The organism is Streptomyces sp. NPDC033178, assembly GCF_055577685.1.
In genome coordinates, this window is the sequence record NZ_JBVIPT010000006.1 from 243227 (window position 1) to 259071 (window position 15845).

At 69.8% G+C, this 15845-nt stretch carries 31 protein-coding genes and 1 tRNA gene; 31 read left to right on the forward strand and 1 reads right to left on the reverse strand.

What is annotated here, in order from left to right; all coding sequences use genetic code 11:
• Positions 1 to 44 precede the first annotated feature (44 nt).
• The 19 genes from ACZ5VQ_RS17045 (at position 45) to ACZ5VQ_RS17135 (ending at position 9624) form a co-directional block, all read left to right on the forward strand.
• A complete protein-coding gene (locus tag ACZ5VQ_RS17045; protein ID WP_469105545.1) occupies positions 45 to 395 on the forward strand; it encodes a hypothetical protein in 351 nt (116 codons plus the stop codon).
• The gene (locus ACZ5VQ_RS17050) at positions 392 to 1351 is read left to right on the forward strand and encodes a hypothetical protein (protein WP_469105546.1); all 960 of its coding nucleotides are present in this window, start codon (positions 392 to 394) and stop codon (positions 1349 to 1351) included. The genes ACZ5VQ_RS17045 and ACZ5VQ_RS17050 overlap by 4 nt, the downstream gene beginning before the upstream one ends.
• Positions 1351 to 1635, forward strand: a complete 285-nt coding sequence (locus ACZ5VQ_RS17055; RefSeq protein ID WP_469105547.1) for a hypothetical protein — start codon at positions 1351 to 1353, stop codon at positions 1633 to 1635. The genes ACZ5VQ_RS17050 and ACZ5VQ_RS17055 overlap by 1 nt, the downstream gene beginning before the upstream one ends.
• Complete coding sequence (locus ACZ5VQ_RS17060; RefSeq protein ID WP_469105548.1) at positions 1632 to 2075, forward strand: hypothetical protein; 444 nt, start codon at positions 1632 to 1634, stop codon at positions 2073 to 2075. Before ACZ5VQ_RS17055 ends, ACZ5VQ_RS17060 begins: the two co-directional genes overlap by 4 nt.
• Before the next feature lie 8 nt (positions 2076 to 2083).
• Positions 2084 to 2761 (forward strand): hypothetical protein, encoded by a 678-nt coding sequence (locus tag ACZ5VQ_RS17065; RefSeq protein ID WP_469105549.1) that lies wholly within the window; start codon positions 2084 to 2086, stop codon positions 2759 to 2761.
• The gene (locus ACZ5VQ_RS17070) at positions 2758 to 3798 is read left to right on the forward strand and encodes a YqaJ viral recombinase family nuclease (RefSeq protein ID WP_469105550.1); all 1041 of its coding nucleotides are present in this window, start codon (positions 2758 to 2760) and stop codon (positions 3796 to 3798) included. Before ACZ5VQ_RS17065 ends, ACZ5VQ_RS17070 begins: the two co-directional genes overlap by 4 nt.
• Position 3799: 1 nt before the next feature.
• Positions 3800 to 4585, forward strand: a complete 786-nt coding sequence (locus ACZ5VQ_RS17075) for an ERF family protein (protein ID WP_469105551.1) — start codon at positions 3800 to 3802, stop codon at positions 4583 to 4585.
• Entirely contained in the window at positions 4582 to 5331 is a 750-nt protein-coding gene (locus ACZ5VQ_RS17080) for an exonuclease domain-containing protein (protein WP_469105552.1), read from the forward strand. The genes ACZ5VQ_RS17075 and ACZ5VQ_RS17080 overlap by 4 nt, the downstream gene beginning before the upstream one ends.
• Positions 5328 to 5633, forward strand: a complete 306-nt coding sequence (locus tag ACZ5VQ_RS17085) for a hypothetical protein (RefSeq protein ID WP_469105553.1) — start codon at positions 5328 to 5330, stop codon at positions 5631 to 5633. Before ACZ5VQ_RS17080 ends, ACZ5VQ_RS17085 begins: the two co-directional genes overlap by 4 nt.
• Positions 5630 to 6010 carry a hypothetical protein gene (locus ACZ5VQ_RS17090; protein ID WP_469105554.1) on the forward strand — a complete coding sequence of 127 codons (381 nt, stop codon included), beginning with the start codon at positions 5630 to 5632 and terminating at the stop codon, positions 6008 to 6010. The genes ACZ5VQ_RS17085 and ACZ5VQ_RS17090 overlap by 4 nt, the downstream gene beginning before the upstream one ends.
• On the forward strand, positions 6007 to 6336 hold the full coding sequence (locus ACZ5VQ_RS17095) for a hypothetical protein (protein WP_469105555.1): 330 nt from the start codon (positions 6007 to 6009) through the stop codon (positions 6334 to 6336). The genes ACZ5VQ_RS17090 and ACZ5VQ_RS17095 overlap by 4 nt, the downstream gene beginning before the upstream one ends.
• Entirely contained in the window at positions 6333 to 6863 is a 531-nt protein-coding gene (locus ACZ5VQ_RS17100) for a RusA family crossover junction endodeoxyribonuclease (protein WP_469105556.1), read from the forward strand. The genes ACZ5VQ_RS17095 and ACZ5VQ_RS17100 overlap by 4 nt, the downstream gene beginning before the upstream one ends.
• Positions 6860 to 7156, forward strand: coding sequence for a hypothetical protein (locus tag ACZ5VQ_RS17105; RefSeq protein WP_469105557.1), 297 nt, complete (start codon positions 6860 to 6862; stop codon positions 7154 to 7156). The genes ACZ5VQ_RS17100 and ACZ5VQ_RS17105 overlap by 4 nt, the downstream gene beginning before the upstream one ends.
• Positions 7156 to 8031, forward strand: a complete 876-nt coding sequence (locus ACZ5VQ_RS17110) for a hypothetical protein (protein WP_469105558.1) — start codon at positions 7156 to 7158, stop codon at positions 8029 to 8031. The genes ACZ5VQ_RS17105 and ACZ5VQ_RS17110 overlap by 1 nt, the downstream gene beginning before the upstream one ends.
• A complete protein-coding gene (locus ACZ5VQ_RS17115; protein WP_469105559.1) occupies positions 8028 to 8357 on the forward strand; it encodes a WhiB family transcriptional regulator in 330 nt (109 codons plus the stop codon). The genes ACZ5VQ_RS17110 and ACZ5VQ_RS17115 overlap by 4 nt, the downstream gene beginning before the upstream one ends.
• On the forward strand, positions 8354 to 8572 hold the full coding sequence (locus ACZ5VQ_RS17120; RefSeq protein ID WP_469105560.1) for a hypothetical protein: 219 nt from the start codon (positions 8354 to 8356) through the stop codon (positions 8570 to 8572). The genes ACZ5VQ_RS17115 and ACZ5VQ_RS17120 overlap by 4 nt, the downstream gene beginning before the upstream one ends.
• 64 nt (positions 8573 to 8636) lie before the next feature.
• Positions 8637 to 9047, forward strand: a complete 411-nt coding sequence (locus ACZ5VQ_RS17125; RefSeq protein ID WP_469105561.1) for a hypothetical protein — start codon at positions 8637 to 8639, stop codon at positions 9045 to 9047.
• Positions 9048 to 9169: 122 nt separating this feature from the next.
• Positions 9170 to 9376, forward strand: coding sequence for a helix-turn-helix domain-containing protein (locus ACZ5VQ_RS17130; RefSeq protein ID WP_469105562.1), 207 nt, complete (start codon positions 9170 to 9172; stop codon positions 9374 to 9376).
• Positions 9376 to 9624: a hypothetical protein gene (locus tag ACZ5VQ_RS17135; protein WP_469105563.1), complete on the forward strand. Its 249-nt coding sequence runs from the start codon at positions 9376 to 9378 to the stop codon at positions 9622 to 9624. Before ACZ5VQ_RS17130 ends, ACZ5VQ_RS17135 begins: the two co-directional genes overlap by 1 nt.
• Before the next feature lie 62 nt (positions 9625 to 9686).
• On the opposite strand, the gene ACZ5VQ_RS17140 is transcribed toward ACZ5VQ_RS17135, so the two are convergent.
• Complete coding sequence (locus ACZ5VQ_RS17140) at positions 9687 to 9875, reverse strand: hypothetical protein (protein WP_469105564.1); 189 nt, start codon at positions 9873 to 9875, stop codon at positions 9687 to 9689.
• A gap of 110 nt (positions 9876 to 9985) precedes the next feature.
• Between ACZ5VQ_RS17140 and ACZ5VQ_RS17145 the strand changes: the two genes are divergently transcribed.
• The 12 genes from ACZ5VQ_RS17145 (at position 9986) to ACZ5VQ_RS17200 (ending at position 15770) form a co-directional block, all read left to right on the forward strand.
• Entirely contained in the window at positions 9986 to 10855 is an 870-nt protein-coding gene (locus tag ACZ5VQ_RS17145; protein ID WP_469105565.1) for a hypothetical protein, read from the forward strand.
• A complete protein-coding gene (locus tag ACZ5VQ_RS17150; RefSeq protein WP_469105566.1) occupies positions 10855 to 11676 on the forward strand; it encodes a hypothetical protein in 822 nt (273 codons plus the stop codon). Before ACZ5VQ_RS17145 ends, ACZ5VQ_RS17150 begins: the two co-directional genes overlap by 1 nt.
• Before the next feature lie 68 nt (positions 11677 to 11744).
• Positions 11745 to 12629 (forward strand): hypothetical protein, encoded by an 885-nt coding sequence (locus ACZ5VQ_RS17155; protein WP_469105567.1) that lies wholly within the window; start codon positions 11745 to 11747, stop codon positions 12627 to 12629.
• Positions 12626 to 13357, forward strand: a complete 732-nt coding sequence (locus ACZ5VQ_RS17160; protein WP_469105568.1) for a zinc finger domain-containing protein — start codon at positions 12626 to 12628, stop codon at positions 13355 to 13357. Before ACZ5VQ_RS17155 ends, ACZ5VQ_RS17160 begins: the two co-directional genes overlap by 4 nt.
• On the forward strand, positions 13354 to 13512 hold the full coding sequence (locus ACZ5VQ_RS17165) for a zinc finger domain-containing protein (RefSeq protein ID WP_469105569.1): 159 nt from the start codon (positions 13354 to 13356) through the stop codon (positions 13510 to 13512). Before ACZ5VQ_RS17160 ends, ACZ5VQ_RS17165 begins: the two co-directional genes overlap by 4 nt.
• Positions 13509 to 13844, forward strand: a complete 336-nt coding sequence (locus ACZ5VQ_RS17170) for a hypothetical protein (protein WP_469105570.1) — start codon at positions 13509 to 13511, stop codon at positions 13842 to 13844. The genes ACZ5VQ_RS17165 and ACZ5VQ_RS17170 overlap by 4 nt, the downstream gene beginning before the upstream one ends.
• Positions 13845 to 14141: 297 nt before the next feature.
• A complete protein-coding gene (locus tag ACZ5VQ_RS17175; protein WP_469105571.1) occupies positions 14142 to 14399 on the forward strand; it encodes a hypothetical protein in 258 nt (85 codons plus the stop codon).
• Positions 14396 to 14797: a hypothetical protein gene (locus tag ACZ5VQ_RS17180; protein ID WP_469105572.1), complete on the forward strand. Its 402-nt coding sequence runs from the start codon at positions 14396 to 14398 to the stop codon at positions 14795 to 14797. Before ACZ5VQ_RS17175 ends, ACZ5VQ_RS17180 begins: the two co-directional genes overlap by 4 nt.
• A gap of 9 nt (positions 14798 to 14806) precedes the next feature.
• A tRNA-Leu gene (locus ACZ5VQ_RS17185) sits at positions 14807 to 14880 on the forward strand.
• A gap of 24 nt (positions 14881 to 14904) precedes the next feature.
• Positions 14905 to 15135 carry a hypothetical protein gene (locus tag ACZ5VQ_RS17190; protein WP_469105573.1) on the forward strand — a complete coding sequence of 77 codons (231 nt, stop codon included), beginning with the start codon at positions 14905 to 14907 and terminating at the stop codon, positions 15133 to 15135.
• Positions 15136 to 15223: 88 nt separating this feature from the next.
• Entirely contained in the window at positions 15224 to 15481 is a 258-nt protein-coding gene (locus ACZ5VQ_RS17195; protein ID WP_469105574.1) for a hypothetical protein, read from the forward strand.
• Positions 15482 to 15536: 55 nt separating this feature from the next.
• Positions 15537 to 15770 carry a hypothetical protein gene (locus ACZ5VQ_RS17200; RefSeq protein WP_469105575.1) on the forward strand — a complete coding sequence of 78 codons (234 nt, stop codon included), beginning with the start codon at positions 15537 to 15539 and terminating at the stop codon, positions 15768 to 15770.
• Positions 15771 to 15845: the final 75 nt, after the last annotated feature.

The window sequence follows — 15845 nt, forward strand, 5'->3', positions numbered from 1 at the left end:
CCCCACGACTCGGCGACCCCATCAACCAGTGAAGGAAGGTCCCCGTGGAGACGGAGATTACCGCCCCACCGTCCAGCGAGTTCGAGCAGACCAGTGACAACCGGCAAGCGGTCGAGTCGATGCTCGACTTCCTGCCGCTTCCCGCGCCGACGATGATCCCCCGCGCGAACGCCGTGTTCGTGACGGTTGCCGACCTGGACGACCTGGGCCTGTGGCTGACGGAGTTGGGCGGTCGTATCCACATCAGCTCGGCCGCTGACGGCCTGGAGCTGTGGACGCTGCTGACGCGGACGATGCCGCGTCGGGGTGGCGGCCGTGTCGATGTCCGGGTGTCGGTGCCGGTGCCGATGGGTGAGCAGGTCATGGACTTCATCCGTGCGGCGGTGGCGGCGTGAGTGCGGCGGAGGAGCGGGAGAAGACGGCTGCTGTGGTGGCGCGCGATGGCGCGGTGCCGGTGCCGTTCGGGCCCGGGCCGCTGCCGCTGACGGCGGTGCAGGGGATGGCGCTCGCCGAGCTCATCGGTGACGTGAAGCGCGCCAACGCGAAGCTGCTGAACGCGTTCGGTGAGGCGGTGCGGGACTGCCGCGAGCACGAGCACCCGAAGAGTGAGGACTTCCACTGTCTGAACCTCACCGCGTGGATGGGTGAGCGTGCGGGGTTGGTGCTGCGCAGGCTGCTGGATGTCGAGGCGGAGAACGCTCGTCTGCGGGCTCGTGCCTCCGAGTTGGAGGGCATGCTGCGGGATTCGGCGTCGTATGCGGCGCAGTTGGAGGGGCGGCTGCGGGAGATCGAGCAGGCCCCGTTCTCCCTGGACGCGGACCGCGGGGATGAGCCGCAGACGGTGGCCCGTGGGCTGACGGTCAAGGAGGCCGCGTTCCGGCTCATCGCCGATACGACCTCCAACCCGGCGAACGCCGAGACGTTCCGGCAGGCGGCCGACGAGGAGCGGGCCCGCGTACAGATCACCCCGTCGCAGGCGGCGCGTGAGGACGACGTGTCTCCACAGGTGGCCAAGCTGCGGGGCCTGTTGGCCGGGCAGCGTGCGGCGGTTGAGGACCCGCACGATTCGCCGCTGCATCACTCGTATCGGCTGGGCCACGACCTGCCCGAGACAGGCGGCACGCTGGTTCCGGCCCTACGCGAGAACGAGGCGGACCGGGTCGTCGCCTACCGCGACCCGAGCAACCACCGGACGCTGCTGTGCCGTGAGCACGGGCCGGGCGTTGCCTGGGTGACGCCGGTGACGTCCGAGGATCTGCCGGATGGCGGGTTCTGCTCGTACGGCCGGATGACGGGCGTGGAGTGCGGTCGGGACGTGCTGATCGACGGGCCCGAGTCGGGCGGTGCCTGATGCCTCAGTTCCTGATCGATGGTCTCGCTGGTCTGAGTGTGCTGCGTTCCCTCGTCATCGCGGGTGGCTTGTTCGTCTTCGGGGCGTGTGTGGTGCTGCTGCTGATTCCGGTGCGGCATTTCGTGCCGCGTGTGGTGCGGCGTGCGCTGCCCGTGTGGCTGCGGCGGACCGCGTTGCAGGTCTCGCTGGTCATCACCCGGGGGCGTCTCGCTCTCGTCGAGTGGCTGTTGCGTCGCCTCACTCCCACCACCCCCTCGTCCGCTCCGAAGAAGGGCGCGCTGTGAACCACTCCACGAAGCCGGGCATGTCGTTCAGCCTCGGCGCCAACCACCTCCACGGTGTGCTCCGAGTCGATGCCATCCGCACCGACACCCTCATGGCGCTCGTCGCCGGATGGGGCGACCCCGACACCCGCGACCAGGTCCTCGACGCACTCGACGAACTCGCCGCCGTGGTGCAGGGCGTGGCCCGTGAAGGCGAGTTGGATGCGGCGTTGGAAGAGGTCGAGGACGTCGCGTCGATGGACACCGCGCAGGTCGAGGTGCAGATCCCGGACGTGCGTCGTCTGCTGGCGGAGCTGGCGGAGGTGGAGCGGGTGACGTCCCGCTTCAACCCGCAGGCGTCGCAGGGTGCTTCGTTGATCAAGCATCCGTCGCATGCGGCGACGCGCCGTCACTTGAAGGCGAACCCCCTCCCGGAGCAGCGCCAGGACGGTGCCGCATGAGGGCGGCCATGGCACTGCACGTCGCGCTGTCGCTCCGCCTCGACGCGATCGAGGCGTACCGGCTGGCCCACGCCTACCGCGACGAGGAGCTGCAGAAGTTCGCGGACCGGCTCGCCTCACGGGCCACGCTCTACGGCGACAGCCGCACGGTGAACGAGGTCATCCGTGACCTGCGCCAGATCGCCGGGGAGAAGGCCAGTGTTGCGGCGCCGACGGCCACCCCCGACTTCTTCCAGGTAGGCCGAACCTACACCGAGCCCGGCGACACCACCGACTGGCGCTTCCGCTGCGACGCCATCACCACCCACCCCGCAGACGGCGAACGCACAGCCCTCGGCTGGCGCCACTTCCACGGCGAGTGGAGCGAGTGCGCGTACGGCGAGGACGACTTCGAAATCCACCAGATCGCCGACGCCATCGGCACGCCCGCCTGCCCCCTGCCTGCCCTCGGTGTCACCGACACGAACCGGCGGGCCCGCCTCCTCCACGAGATCGCCTTCGACGGCGGCCGGTGGAAGTCCGGCGACGTCGTCCGCTGGTACGAGACCCAAGGCCTCACCGGCCTCGGTACCCGTGCCGCACGCCATGACCTCGCGGTCCTCCGCGACTCCGGCGCCCTCACCCAGCACGACGAGAAGGGCGTGCGGTTCTACACCCTCGCCGCCCGGAAGGACGGCAGCTCTTGAGCACGACCGCGCAGGCCGGGGCCATCAGCGCCCCGGCCGCCGGCCGCCGGGTCACGCCGACCGGCCGGCTCATCCTCCCCGCCACCGCCGACCGCGCCGACTGGCTCACCGCCCGCCGCTCCGGAATCGGCTCCTCCGACGTCCCCGCCATCCTCGGCCTCGTCGACTACACCCCGCCCCTGAAGGTCTACTACGACAAGACCGGCCACGACGTCGACGACGCAGGCGAAGCCGCCTACTGGGGCACCGTCAACGAGGAGCCCGTCGCCCGCCGTTGGGCCATGCAGAACCGCTCCGTCATCCGCCGCATCGGCCTGGTCGCGCACGTCGACCACCCGCACTGGATGACCACCCTCGACCGGCGTGTCACCGAGTGCCCGCTGTCCGAGGACGAGCAGACACCCTGCGCCCTCGAAGTGAAGACCCGCTCCGCGTTCAAGTCCGCGCAGTGGCATGCCGGGGCACCGGACGACGTCACCGCTCAGGTGCTGTGGCAGATCATCGTCAACGGCTACGAGCACATGCACTACGCCGTGCTGATCGGCGGCAACGAGTACCACCAGGGCACCATCCGAGCCGACGCATACGCGGACGTGATGGCCGACATCACCACCGCCGTCGACTACTTCTGGAACGAGCACGTCCAGGCCGCAGTGCCGCCCGCGCCGACTGGTGACGGCGACGCCTTGACCCGCCTGTTCCGGCGCCTCCACCCCACCCGCTCCGGCGCGGTGGACGTCGACCGGCATGACGACGCCCTCGACGCACTCCTCGACTACGGCACCCACCAGCGCGCCGAGGCCGCAGCGAAGAAGGCGAAGGCCGCAGCGAAGGCCCGCATGATCGCCGCCCTCGGCTCGGCGCAGTCCGCCCTCATCGGCGGCGAGCGCGCCTACTCCCTGGAACCCAGCCAGGCCGCACCGAAGGTCGACTTCGAGCTGATGGCCGAGCGCTACCCGGACGCCTACGCCGCATGCGTGGCCCCGAACCCGACCGAACGCATCGACATCGCCAAGCAGTACAAGGGGGGCATCTGACATGGGTCTGCGCGAGAACGCAGCCGCGGCCGCGGGCCGCACTCTGCCAGCCGAGGCACACGACCGGCCCGACGACGACACGCCGCCCGGCGAGGACTACATCCCGGCCGCGGACCCGATGGCCGGATACGAGCCCGGCGACGGCGACCCGGAGATGATCCCGGTCCACCTCGCCTGGCTCCGCGTCCGCAAGGAAGTCCGCGCCATCGCCAAGGCCGAGCAATACAACGGCGGCGGCACCCGCTTCAACTTCCGCGGCGTCGACACGGTGGTCAACACCTTCGGCCCGGTCACGCTGAAGCACGGCGTCAACGTCCTGCCCGCGCGGGTCGACGCGGAGTACCGCGACACCACCACGTCCAAGGGCAACAAGATGCGCGAGTGCACCGTGCGCGTCTCGTGGCTGATCGTCGGCCCGAAGGGCGACACGCTCGCACTCCAGACGCAGGGCGAGGCCCTCGACTCGGCGGACAAGGGCACCGCGAAGGCGCAGTCAGTGGCGCTGCGGGTGCTGCTGCTGACGGGCGGTCTCACACCGACGCACGACAAGGACCCGGACGCCTCGCACGTCGAGCGGGGCGAGGCCCCGATCCGGCCGGCGGTCACGTACCTCGACGAGATCTGCAACCCGAACACGAGCGCCGGACGGCTGCGGCAGATCCACCATGAGCTCGGCTCGACGCGGCAGTTGGGTGCGCTGGTCACGAACGAGGTCGGTGACGAGGAGCAGGTCGGCGCGATGGTCGTGCGGATCGGCAAGGAGCGCGCTGCCGGGGGTGCCCAGTGAGCGCCTTCGCCGAAACCCGCCGGACCACGTGGGACACGGAAACCACGGGCACCGACCCCGTCAACGACCGCATCCTCAGCGCCGCGTTCGTCGTCCGCACCCCCGGCACCGACGACTTGGTCTTCCCCTACCTCATCAACCCGGGCGTCCCCATCCCGCCCGCGACTACGAAAGTCCACGGGATCGACGACGCCAAGGTGCAGGCAGAAGGCCGGGAACCCAAGGCCGCCCTCGACGAACTCGCCGGCCATCTGGCCGCGGCGCTCACCCGGTTCCTGCCGGTCGTCGCCTACAACCAGTCCTTCGACTGGTCGATGCTCCACTACGAACTGCTCCGGCACGGGCTGCCCACCGTGTACGACCGCATCGCCGGGGACCCGGTGACCCTGGTCGATCCGCTCGTGCTGGACAAGAAATTCGGCGAGCGGCCCCAGGGCAAGGGGCTGCGGAAGCTGCAGCCCACGGCCGGACGGTACGGCGTGGTCATCGAGGACTGGCATGAGGCGAAGGCCGACGCGATCGCCGCGCTCGGGATCGCCGAGGTGCAGTTCGAGCGGTTCCCCGAGCTGGACCGTCTGCTGCCGCAGCAGCTGTTCGCGGCACAGAAACAGTGGCGGGCGAAGCAGGCGGCGGGCACGCAGTGGTGGTTTAGGGAGAAGGCGACGCCCGAGGAGGGCGGTGACCCGAACAAGGTCATCGACGGCTCGTGGCCGCTCATCCCGCAGCAGCGTGGGGAGGCGTCGTGATCGTGTCCCGTCGCAGGCTCGAAGAACGCAACGCCCGCCAAGCCGCCCACATCGACCGGCTGATCGCCGAACGCGACTCGTTCAAAGAGGACGCCAAGGTCACCGGCTCCGCGCTGGAGCAGCAGTCCGGCGAGCTGTCCCGCATGAAGGACGTCGTGGCCCTGCACTTGGTGGCGTCCGGCCATCCGTCGACCGTCATCCACGACGTCAAGTCGTTCGCTGAAGCGCTGCGTGAAGCGCTCGCCGCCAGCCGTGTCGACATCTGCCTGGAGCTTGGCCGCCTGGAAGGAGCCGACCTGTGAACTGGCCTTTCATCACCCGCGCCCGCATGGACCGTGAACTCGACGCAGTCCGCGCAACGGCCCTACAGCACGCCGAGCAGGCCGCGGCCCGGCATGCACGGAAACTCGCCGAGGCCGCCGCCGCGAACCAGCGCCTCGCTGGCCGGAACCGTGAACTCTCCCGCCGCCTCGACTCGGCACACGACCAGGGGCTCGGCGAGCTCGGAGACATCACCCTCCTCGAAGCCCGGGCGGCGCACGCCGAGGCGCACGTCCAGCGGCTGGAGAAGGACGTCGACCGGTTGCAGTCCCGTCTCGACGACGCGGTCGGTCTGTCTGGTGCGGCCTACGACTGGCGTCGGGTTCTGCCTATGCCGGTGGAGGAGGACGCGACGTGAACGAGCCGATCACTGTGGGCGGGATCGTCCTCATCGTGTCCCTCGCCGCCCTGTTCGCCGCGGTGCGGGCGTGGCCGATGCCGGACGGCAGACACCGCTCCCCGGCTGCCCGCCCGGCCCCGCGGTTCCGGTCCGTGCTCGACGAGAAGTCCCTCGACGTATGGCTCGGCCCGTGGCCGGAGCCCCCGCACGCCGCGGTGGTGGCGCAGCAGTGGCTCGACTGCCCGGAGTGCGGGACCGCGGAGCCCTGCATTCGCAACAAGGACGGCTGGTGGTGCGGGCACTGCCTGCATTCGGTGTCGCCGGTATTGGGGGATGTCCTGTGAGCACTCTGTTTGAAGCTGAGGTCCTGGCCGCTCCGGCGGCCGGGCTCCGGCCCGCCATCACCATCACCGTCCACGGCCTCCCCGCCCCCCAGGGATCGAAGCGCCACGTAGGCCGCGGCGTCATGATCGAGTCGTCGAAGAAGGTCAAGCCCTGGCGGCAGGACGTCAAGCACGCCGCCCTCGCCATCACCGAAACCCTCACCGACTGGACGGTCCTCGACGGCCCCCTCGCCGTCGCCATGACGTTCACCTTCGACCGGCCCAAAGGGCACTACCGCACCGGCCGCAACGCCCACCTCCTGCGCGATGCGGCGCCGACCCGGCCGGCCGGTACACCGGACTTGTCGAAGCTGGCCCGCTCCACCGAGGACGCCTTGACCGGCGTCGTGTGGAAGGACGATGCCCGGGTCGTCGAGTACGTGCGGCTCGGCAAGTGGTACGCGGAGACGGGCGCGGACGACGTGCTGTCGGTGCCGGGCTGCGTCATCCACGTCTGGCCGCTCTGCCCTGAGGCGGTGGCCCGGTGAGCGCCTGGTGGCTGTTGTGGGGCTGCGGCGCCGTGGTCGTTGCCCGCTGCGCCTGGGTCGTGCTCGGCCACGGCGAGCCCTCCCCGGCGCCCGTCCCGCCTGCGCCGCCCGCGGACGGCGAGTGGGTTTACACCGGGCCCGACAGCCTCCGTCTCCTCGAAGACCTCGACACGCATCTCGACGCGTATCACGCCCAGTTGGCGCACCTCTTCGAGGAGCTCGGGCCGCCGCCGGCCGAGCTCGTCGAGGAAGCCCAGCAGGTCGGCCACGAAAAGCGAGAGGAGAACACCTGATGCCCACCCACCCCAACGCGACCCGCGCGGACATCATCGCCATGCTCCGCGACGGCCACAGCAACAGCCGCATCATGCGCGACCTCCGCGTCGACAAGGCCCGAGTCCGCCGCATCCGCGACGAACTCGGCCTCCCCGCCTTCGTGCCCACCGAACAGACCCGCACCATCGAGGACAAGTGGCGGCTGTTCGCCCGGCCCCTCGACGGCGGCCACATGGAATGGACCGGCGAACGCGTCGGCGCCGCAGGGACACCCGTCATGCGCTACAAGGACCAGTGCCTCAGCCCCACTGCGATCGCCTTCGAGATCCACCACGGGCGTCCGCCGCAGGGCTACGCCATCGCCGACTGCGGGCAGAAGCACTGCGTCGCACCCGGCCACGTCAACGACGAAGCCGGACGTCTCCATGCCCGCCGCCAACTCCGCGCCGGCGACCAGCCGTCGCACTGCTCGTACGGACACGACCAGGCCGAGCACGGCAAGTTCGAGACCGACGGCCGGGCGTACTGCGGCCGGTGCAAGACCCTCGACAAGCAGGAGCGGCGGGACCCGTCCCTTCCCCGGCGGGAACGCGCACGCCCCCGGTCGGCCTCGCTGGAAGACGTCTTCCGGGCGCACGTCGAGGAGACAGGCGACGGGCATGTCCGGTGGACCGGTCCGGTCGCGCATCAGACCCCGGCCGTCCGCTTCGAGGGCCGCATGCAGTCCGCGTACCGGGTGGCGTTCCGCCTGCACCACGGCCGTGAGCCGGTCGGTCTCGCTACCCCGGCGTGCGACGCGCCGGGGTGTGTGGCGGGCGGCCATGTAGAGGACCGGCCGATGCGGGACCACACGCGGCAGTTGTACCGGGCGATCTTCGGGGAGGCGTCGTGAGCCGCACCAACTACGCCCCCGACACCCTCGAATCCGCAGGCCAGTGGGTGAAGCAAGGCCCCTGCGGCGACGAGCCGGACGCCATGTTCCCGGGCACGGTCCCCGCGGAGATCGAGTACGCCAAGAACATCTGCCGGTCCTGTCCCGTCATCCAGGCGTGCGGGGAGTGGGCGCTGGAAACCCGCGAACCGACCGGTGTCCTCGGCGGCATGTCCGAGGCGGAACGGCGCGGCATCCTCCGCCAGGCCGCACGCCGCAACCTCACCACCGACGAGGTCAGGGCCCAAGCCGAGCAGACCCGCCGGCGCGCCAAGGCCCGCGCATGAGCGGCGAGCCCGCGGGTCGGGACCCGCCGCCGCTTCTCGACTGGCGTGACGCCAAGCACTGGTCGTGGACCGAGAAGCCCTGCCGGTACTGCCAGCGGCCGACGAACCTCCGCGACTCGAAGCGGTCCCCAGCGCACAAGTCCTGCGCGGAGGACGCCCTCGCAGCCCAGGCCGCGGAAGCGGCGGAGGCGTACGAGAACGAACACCTCGCCTGACCTGTCCGACAACAGCGCCCCGCCTCAGGCGAATTGAGGCGGGGCCGACCTCAAGGAGAACACCGTGACCGACCAGCCGTACACCGTCGCCGACCTCCTCGCCGAGGCCGCCCGCCAACACAAGGCCGCTACCGAGGACCCCGACTTCTCCGGCATCAGCGAGCAGATGGAAGGCCACAAGATCCCCAGCCGCGGGGACTTCCAGTGGGACCAACTGGACGAGGACGACTTCGACAAGGCGCAGCGCGCCATCGACGACCTGCTCGGCAAGGCCGCCGACGTGTCCCGGTGGGCCGTCGACATCGGCGAGGACGGCCTGCAGCCGGGTGCCCGCGTCATCGATGTCGGCTGGAACGACGGCCCGTTGCAGGCCCGCATCCACATCGCATACGCGGCCGACATGCCGCAGGACGAACGCGACCAGCTCGCCACGGACATCGCGAACGAGATCGCCGGGACCGTGCCCGTCCGCTGAAACCACCAGACCGGCGGCCGGCCAGCGCCCCAACGCACCGGCCGCCACCCGGGCCCGCGCCGTTCTGTCCCCCCGGGACGCGCGCGGGCCCGGGACCCCAACCACCAGACGAAAGGACGCCGATGTCCGGCACCCACCTCACCGGCGAAACCCGCATCAAAACCCGCACCCGAGCCGCCGAGCTGTACATGCAGGGCTGCACGATCCAGTCCGTCGCACGGCAGATCGGCCGGTCGTACGGGCTCGCCCGCACCCTGTTGGTCGAGGCCGGGGTGACGCTGCGGAAACGCGGCGGACTCCGCGTGACGAGCTTCCGGGCGGCCCGCTGATGGCCCGCTCGATCGGCATGGCCGCCGACGCCACCGTCTTCCGCGCCGTCATCGAGTTCACCAACCGCGACGGCAGCAAGCGCACCGAGCACGAAGGGCCGTACGGATCCATCGGCGCGGCCCGCGCCCGCGTCAGCTTCTGGACCAACTACCTCGCCGTTCGCGACGAGGACACCCAGGAGCCGACCGGCGAGAGCCGCGCGAAGGGCTACGTCGAGCAGGGCACCGTCACCTGGTCTCGGACCTGATCGACAGCACGAAGCCCCGCACCACACGGTGCGGGGCCCCGGGACAGAGAGGAGGAGCGATGTCAGGACTCGGCAGCTTCGGCCCGCTGCTCGCGGCGCCACGTCGCGACTACGCGCTTGATGTGCACGCGGATGTCCGCCGACCGGGTCAGCCCCTTTGCGGCACACGCCTTCTCGTAGGCAGCCCAGTCCTCGTCGTCGATACGGACGACGCGATTCGTGGTGTGGGTGTCCTTTGCGCGACTGACCATGCGCTCACCGTACGCGCTGCATATGCATCCCGTCTAGCTATCACGTTGACCTTGCATATGCACAAGGGTAGGGTCTTGCATATGCACAGCGCTTCGATTGGAGGCCCTCTGTGAGCGACCTCGTCATGTCGATGACAGCGGATGAAGCACGCACGCTGACCGACCAGGCCAAGCAGCGCGTAGACCACGCCAGCGCCCTCGCCGAGGCGGCAGTCGGACTCGTCGAGCAGGTCATCGCCAGCGGCGGACACACCGCTCTCGGCTACGACACGCCTGGCCAGTACCTGCGGGCCGAGTTCGACGTAGCCGCCCTCCAGTTCACGCCGGACGAGCGCCGCGAGATGGCGCTCATGCTCGTACGGAACGGCGTCAGCAAGCGCGGCACTGCCGAACTCCTCGGCGTGGACGACAAGACCGTCCGCAAGGACCTGAGCAATGCGGACCAGTCCGCATTGCCTGACCGGGTCGAGACGAGCGACGGCCGCACCTTCCCGTTCTCCCGCCCCGCTCCGGCCTCTGACGAGAACTTCTGGGACGAGCCCGGCACGGACGAGGTGGTCGACGCCGAACTCGTCACCGAGGAGTTCGACAACCTCCTCGACGCTTCGTCTCTCGGCGCACCCCACGTCCGCGCAGTCAGCGAGCCCATCCCCCCGCAAGTCCAAGAGCAGCTCAGCCGTGCGGCCAAACGCCGCCCGCTCCCCGAGGCATTCGCCGACGCCGGCCGCGACCTCACGAAGGCCGCCGAGCGGCTGGCCCGCCTCACCCAAGACGACCGGTTCCCCAAAAACCGGGAGACCACCCACCACCAGCTCCCCGAACTCCTCGGCGCGCTGGACCACACCGCCCACCTCGTCCAGGCCATGCGCCTCGACCAGGCCCACACAACCGAAGAGGCCCGCCGCTGGTGGGCGACGAGCCTCAACAAGATCAGCGACGCCCTGCGCGACGTCGCCAACTCCCTCGAACAGGAGCAGTAATGACACAGCTCAGCGTACCCGCAACCGACATCCCCCAGGTCGAAATCATGGCCGTCACCCCCGGCCTCGCCGCCAAGTGGCTCAGGCAGAACACCCGCAACCGCAACATCCGCGCCCGCGCCGTCAGCGACTACTCCCGCGACATGAAGGCCGGACAGTGGCGCCTCAACGGCGAAGCCATCAAGTTCGCCGCCGACGGCACACTCCTCGACGGCCAGCACCGGCTCCTCGCCGTCATCGAAGCCGACGTCGCCATCCCCCTCATGGTCGTCACCGGCCTCGCCAACGAGACCCAAGAGACCATGGACGCCGGCGCCAAGCGCACCACCGCCGACGCCTTCCACCTCCGCGGCGAGACCAACGCCACCGTCCTCGCCGCCATCCTCAAGCGCGTATGGATGTGGGACGAGGGCGACCACAAGTTCGCCCGCAACTACACCCCCACCACCGCCGAGTGCGCGGCCCTGCTGGCCAAACACCCGGAGATCTACCGCTCCGTCGAGATCTCCGTCCGCGTCCACCAGACGTTCCGTTACATCCCCAAGTCGGCGATCGGCACCAGCCACCACCTCCTGTCCCGCGTCGACGTGGACGAGGCCGTGTGGTTCTTCGCGCGCCTCGGTGACGGCGCCGAACTCCCTGCCGGGCACCCGGTGCTGACCCTCCGCAACCGCGTCATGAGCGAGCGTGCCGACCGCCGCGCCATCCCGGACTACCGGTACATGGCGTACCTGATCCGCGCGTGGAACGCCGTGCGTCAGGACCGGACGCTGTCGCGGATCCAGCAGCCGTCCGACGCGCCCATGCCCATGCCCAAGTAGCAGCACCGCGGGGCCGTCCACCGCGGCGGCCCCGCCCCTCTCGCACTTCCAACCGAGGAGCACCAAGCGTGGCCAGAATCCGCACCATCAAGCCGGAGTTCTTCACCAGCCTCACCGTTGCCGACCTCCCCTTGACGGCACGGCTGACGTTCATCGGCCTGTGGACGCACGTCGATGACGCCGGCCGGTGCGTCGACGACCCGCGCCTCATCAAGGCCGCGGTCTGGCCCCTCGACGACCGCACCGCCTCGGACATCGAACTCGACCTGAAGCTCCTCACTGAGTCCTCACTGATTACTCGTTACATCCTCAATCGGAAGCGCTACCTGGCCGTCGCGGGCTGGGATGAGCACCAAAGGATCAACCGTCCGACGCCGAGCAAGCTTCCGGCCCCTGAACAGGGCGAACCGACCCCTCCCGACCCTGTGACCAGGGACAACGGCGACTCACTGAACACTCACGCACAACTCACTGAGGACTCACCACAGGAAAGGAAAGGAAAGGAAAGGAACAGGGAAGGGAAAGGAAGTTACGCGTCCGCCGCCGACGAGCCCGAGACCGACGTCCTCGATGTCGACTACGTCGAATCGGCAGAAGCCGATCAAGAGCAGCCCATCACCGCTCAGACGATCATCGGCGAATACCTGGAGCGCGTCACCAAGCGCCCACCCAAGTCAGTCATCGGCCAAGTCGCCAAGCACGTCAAGCAGATGCTCGCGGAAGGCATCGAGCCCAACGACGTCCGTCGCGGCATCGCCCTCTGGATGACCAAGGGTCTCCACCCCAACACCCTGCCCAGCGTGGTCAACGAGGCCATGAACGCTGCCCCGCGGCTTCCCGGCAACGTCATCGCCCTCCCCGGCCAGCAGCAGCCCCTCACGGGCACGGACGCGAAGGTCGCCGGCTGGATGGCCATCGCCGAACAACTCGCCCAGGAAGGAGACACCGCATGAACTCCACCGAAGCCGCCGCCCTCCTCGCCCACTGCTCCGGATTCGACAATCGGCAGCCCTCCGTCGCCGCCGCCCAGTCCTGGGCCGCAGCCCTCCGCGACGTGCCCTTCGACCAAGACGCCCGCGACGCCGTCGCCGCCTACTACTCGACGCCGCCGCAGAACCCCGGCGACCGGCTGTGGATCCTTCCGCACCACGTCCGCACACTGCGTTCCAAGATCCGCTCCGCGCGGCTGGTCAACTTTCAGTACGAGCCGATCGGTGACGAGACCGTCGAAGAGTTCATGGCCCGATACCGCGGCCAAGTCCAGGCCATCGCCTCCGGCCGAGTCACAGCCCCGTCCGGCCGGCTCGCCCTCGAAGGCGGACCGTCGAAGCAGTTCGTGAACGAGCTGGAAGCCCGCGGCTACCAGGTTGGCCGCCCGGTCCCGGACACCGACGAAGAACACCTCGCCGACACCGTCCGCCGCGCCGGGCCCCTCGGCATCGAATGCCCCGCCTGCCACGCCGCCATCGGACGCCCGTGCAAGACACCCGGCGCCTCCGAGAAGCAGCCCATGGGTAAGCCCCGCCAGAAGCCCCACAGCGCCCGCCTCAGGGCCGCACAGGGCGTCCCGGAGACGACGGCCACCGAACGCGCCGCACAGGAGCAGCGCATCCGCGACAGGGCCGCACAGCACCTCGCACGCGAACCCGCCATCCCCGACGCCGAGATCGTCGAGCCGTGACCGACCACCCCGAGTGGTCCATCCGCTGCCCCTGGTGCAACGCCCCACCCGGCCAACGCTGCACCAGCCCCCGCGGACGACGACTCCCCATCCCCAGCCACGACGCACGCATCACCACCTGGACCGACCAACAGACCGCCAAGGAGCCCACATGACCACCCAGCCGATCGAAGCCCGCTGCGACCACTGCAAGCAGACCCGCCCGCTGTTCCTCTTCGAACCCGACCACGGCCACCTCGGCGCCGGAATGTTCACCTGCCGCTGGTGCACGCGGGACAAGCAGCCACTCCTCTGCGTCCGCTGCTGGGGCGTCGAGAAGCAACTCGAAGAAGACGACCCGTCGATCAACGCAGACGCCGAGACGATGGCGAAGATCTGCGCGACGAACGCCCGCATCGCAGCCCGCCAGGACGCAGAAGCCGAACGGCTCCGCCAGGCGTGCGACGGCATCGAAGCGGCCACCCAGCGCGCGGAATCCACACCGTGAGCGCGTACGAGCGACTCCTCGCCGAGCAATGGCCCACACGCCCCAAGCCGCCCCCACCACCCGGACCACGCCCCCCATGGACCCCAGCCGAACAAGCGAAGCACCGTGCCGACCTCCTCGCAGCCCTCCGCACCTGGCACTGGGAAGACGACCCCAGCCTCTCGACGAAACGCCGGCACCTCCGACTCATACGCCGCGGAGAAGCCCAATCCGCCTAACCCCGCCGCCGATCACTACCCCGCGACCCCCACCACCCCGCCACACCACCACCACACACCACGACCACGGAGAAGACCAGTGACCAACGACCCCTACGACCCCCAACACGGCGACCACATCCGCATCGTCTGCACCAGCCCCACCCCAGGCGAATCCGTCTACGAAGGCATCGTCCACCGCCCACACCCAGACCTCCCCGGCTTCGAACTCAAAGGCCGCTGGATCACCCGCGGCAAAAACATCCACCAATGGTTCGCCACCGACCAGGCCGCCCACCCCAACTCCCCGGCCGGATACACCCAGACCACCACCCTCATCGAAAGGGCCACCCCGTGACCGACTGCCAGCACTGCGCCACCTACCACGAGATGGCCGGCAACCTCTCCGCCATGCACGACCGCTCCCACAGCGCCTACGCACTCCTCGCGGTCAACCTCAACCACCTCGTCGCAGAAATCCAGGGCAGCCCCGACGCACACCCCGACCTCGTCGCCACCGCCAACATGATCGAGAAGTGGCAGGCGCGCGCCCGCAACCGCCTTGCACAGCCGCTGTTCAACGTCCGCAGCGGCAGCAAAGCCCGGCCCACACCCCCCACCAACGAGGAGATCGCCGACCAACTCGGTGACCTCGTCACACGGGTCACCGCCATGCACACCGAGGCCGTCGCCTACGCGGAACTCGCACGCAGCGCCCAAGCCGGACAGATCCCTCTGCCCGTCGCCGCGGACTGACCCCAACCCGCCCCGGTCGCGCAACGGCAGACGCACCCGCCTTAAAAGCGGATCAAGTGCCGGTTCAAATCCGGCCCGGGGCACGCCAACCACCCCAGGAGCCCCACATGCACCGAGCCTTCGCCGACTACCGGCCCGAACATCGACACATCCACATCGAGGTCGACGAGGACGAAATCCACGGACTCCTGTCCGACCTGGACCCCGGACCGTCCCACGACGCCCAGTTCCTGCTGGACCTGATCCACATCCTGTGCCTGGCGCGCGATGACTTCCAGCGAGGGACCGCGCCGAAACGCCGTGCCGGTCAGAGGCTGTCGCGATCGCGGTCCACGTGATCCAGGACACGGCCCGGCAGGACCGTCGCGCCTGCCGCCGCCTCCGTCTGAGCGTCCGCCCCACACACCTACTGGAGGAAACACCGCCGTGACCTACATCGCCCCGCGGTTCATGACCCACGCCGCACCCGAAGCCATCGAAGCCGCCATCCGCGAAGCCGAAGCCACCCGCGACCGGTACGCGAAGAAGGCCAGCGTCCTGCGCGGGCTGCTCGCCACCCGCCACGACCAGATCACCGCCGGAACGTGGCCGCCCGCCGAGGAGACACACGCGGTCGCGGACGAACCCAATGCCCCGAAGCACGAGATCTGGTCCGCGCACTGCGACGCGGGCTGCTGCCGCTGACCCGACCCGCCCGCTATCCGGTTCCGTCCGGCCCGCACACACCCAGGAGCAGCACATGCAGATCGCCCGAACCGACGACACCGTCCGCGTCACCCTCACCGCCGAAGAGGCTGAAGCCGTCCGCGACGACCTCGGCCAGATCTGGGCCAGCAAGGTCTCCACCGCCGGGGACCGGCTGCACAGCCTCCTGGAGTGCGTCACCGGCGACGAGGAGACGCATGTGGTCGCCGACGTTGCGGCCGACCCGGGGCACGTCGACGACTGCGCGGGCTGCGCCACCACCCCGTGACCGCGCACGAACCGGCAGCCCCGCGTTGGAGCCGCGGGGCTGCCGGGCCGCCCGATTCTCCCCGATCAAGGAGCC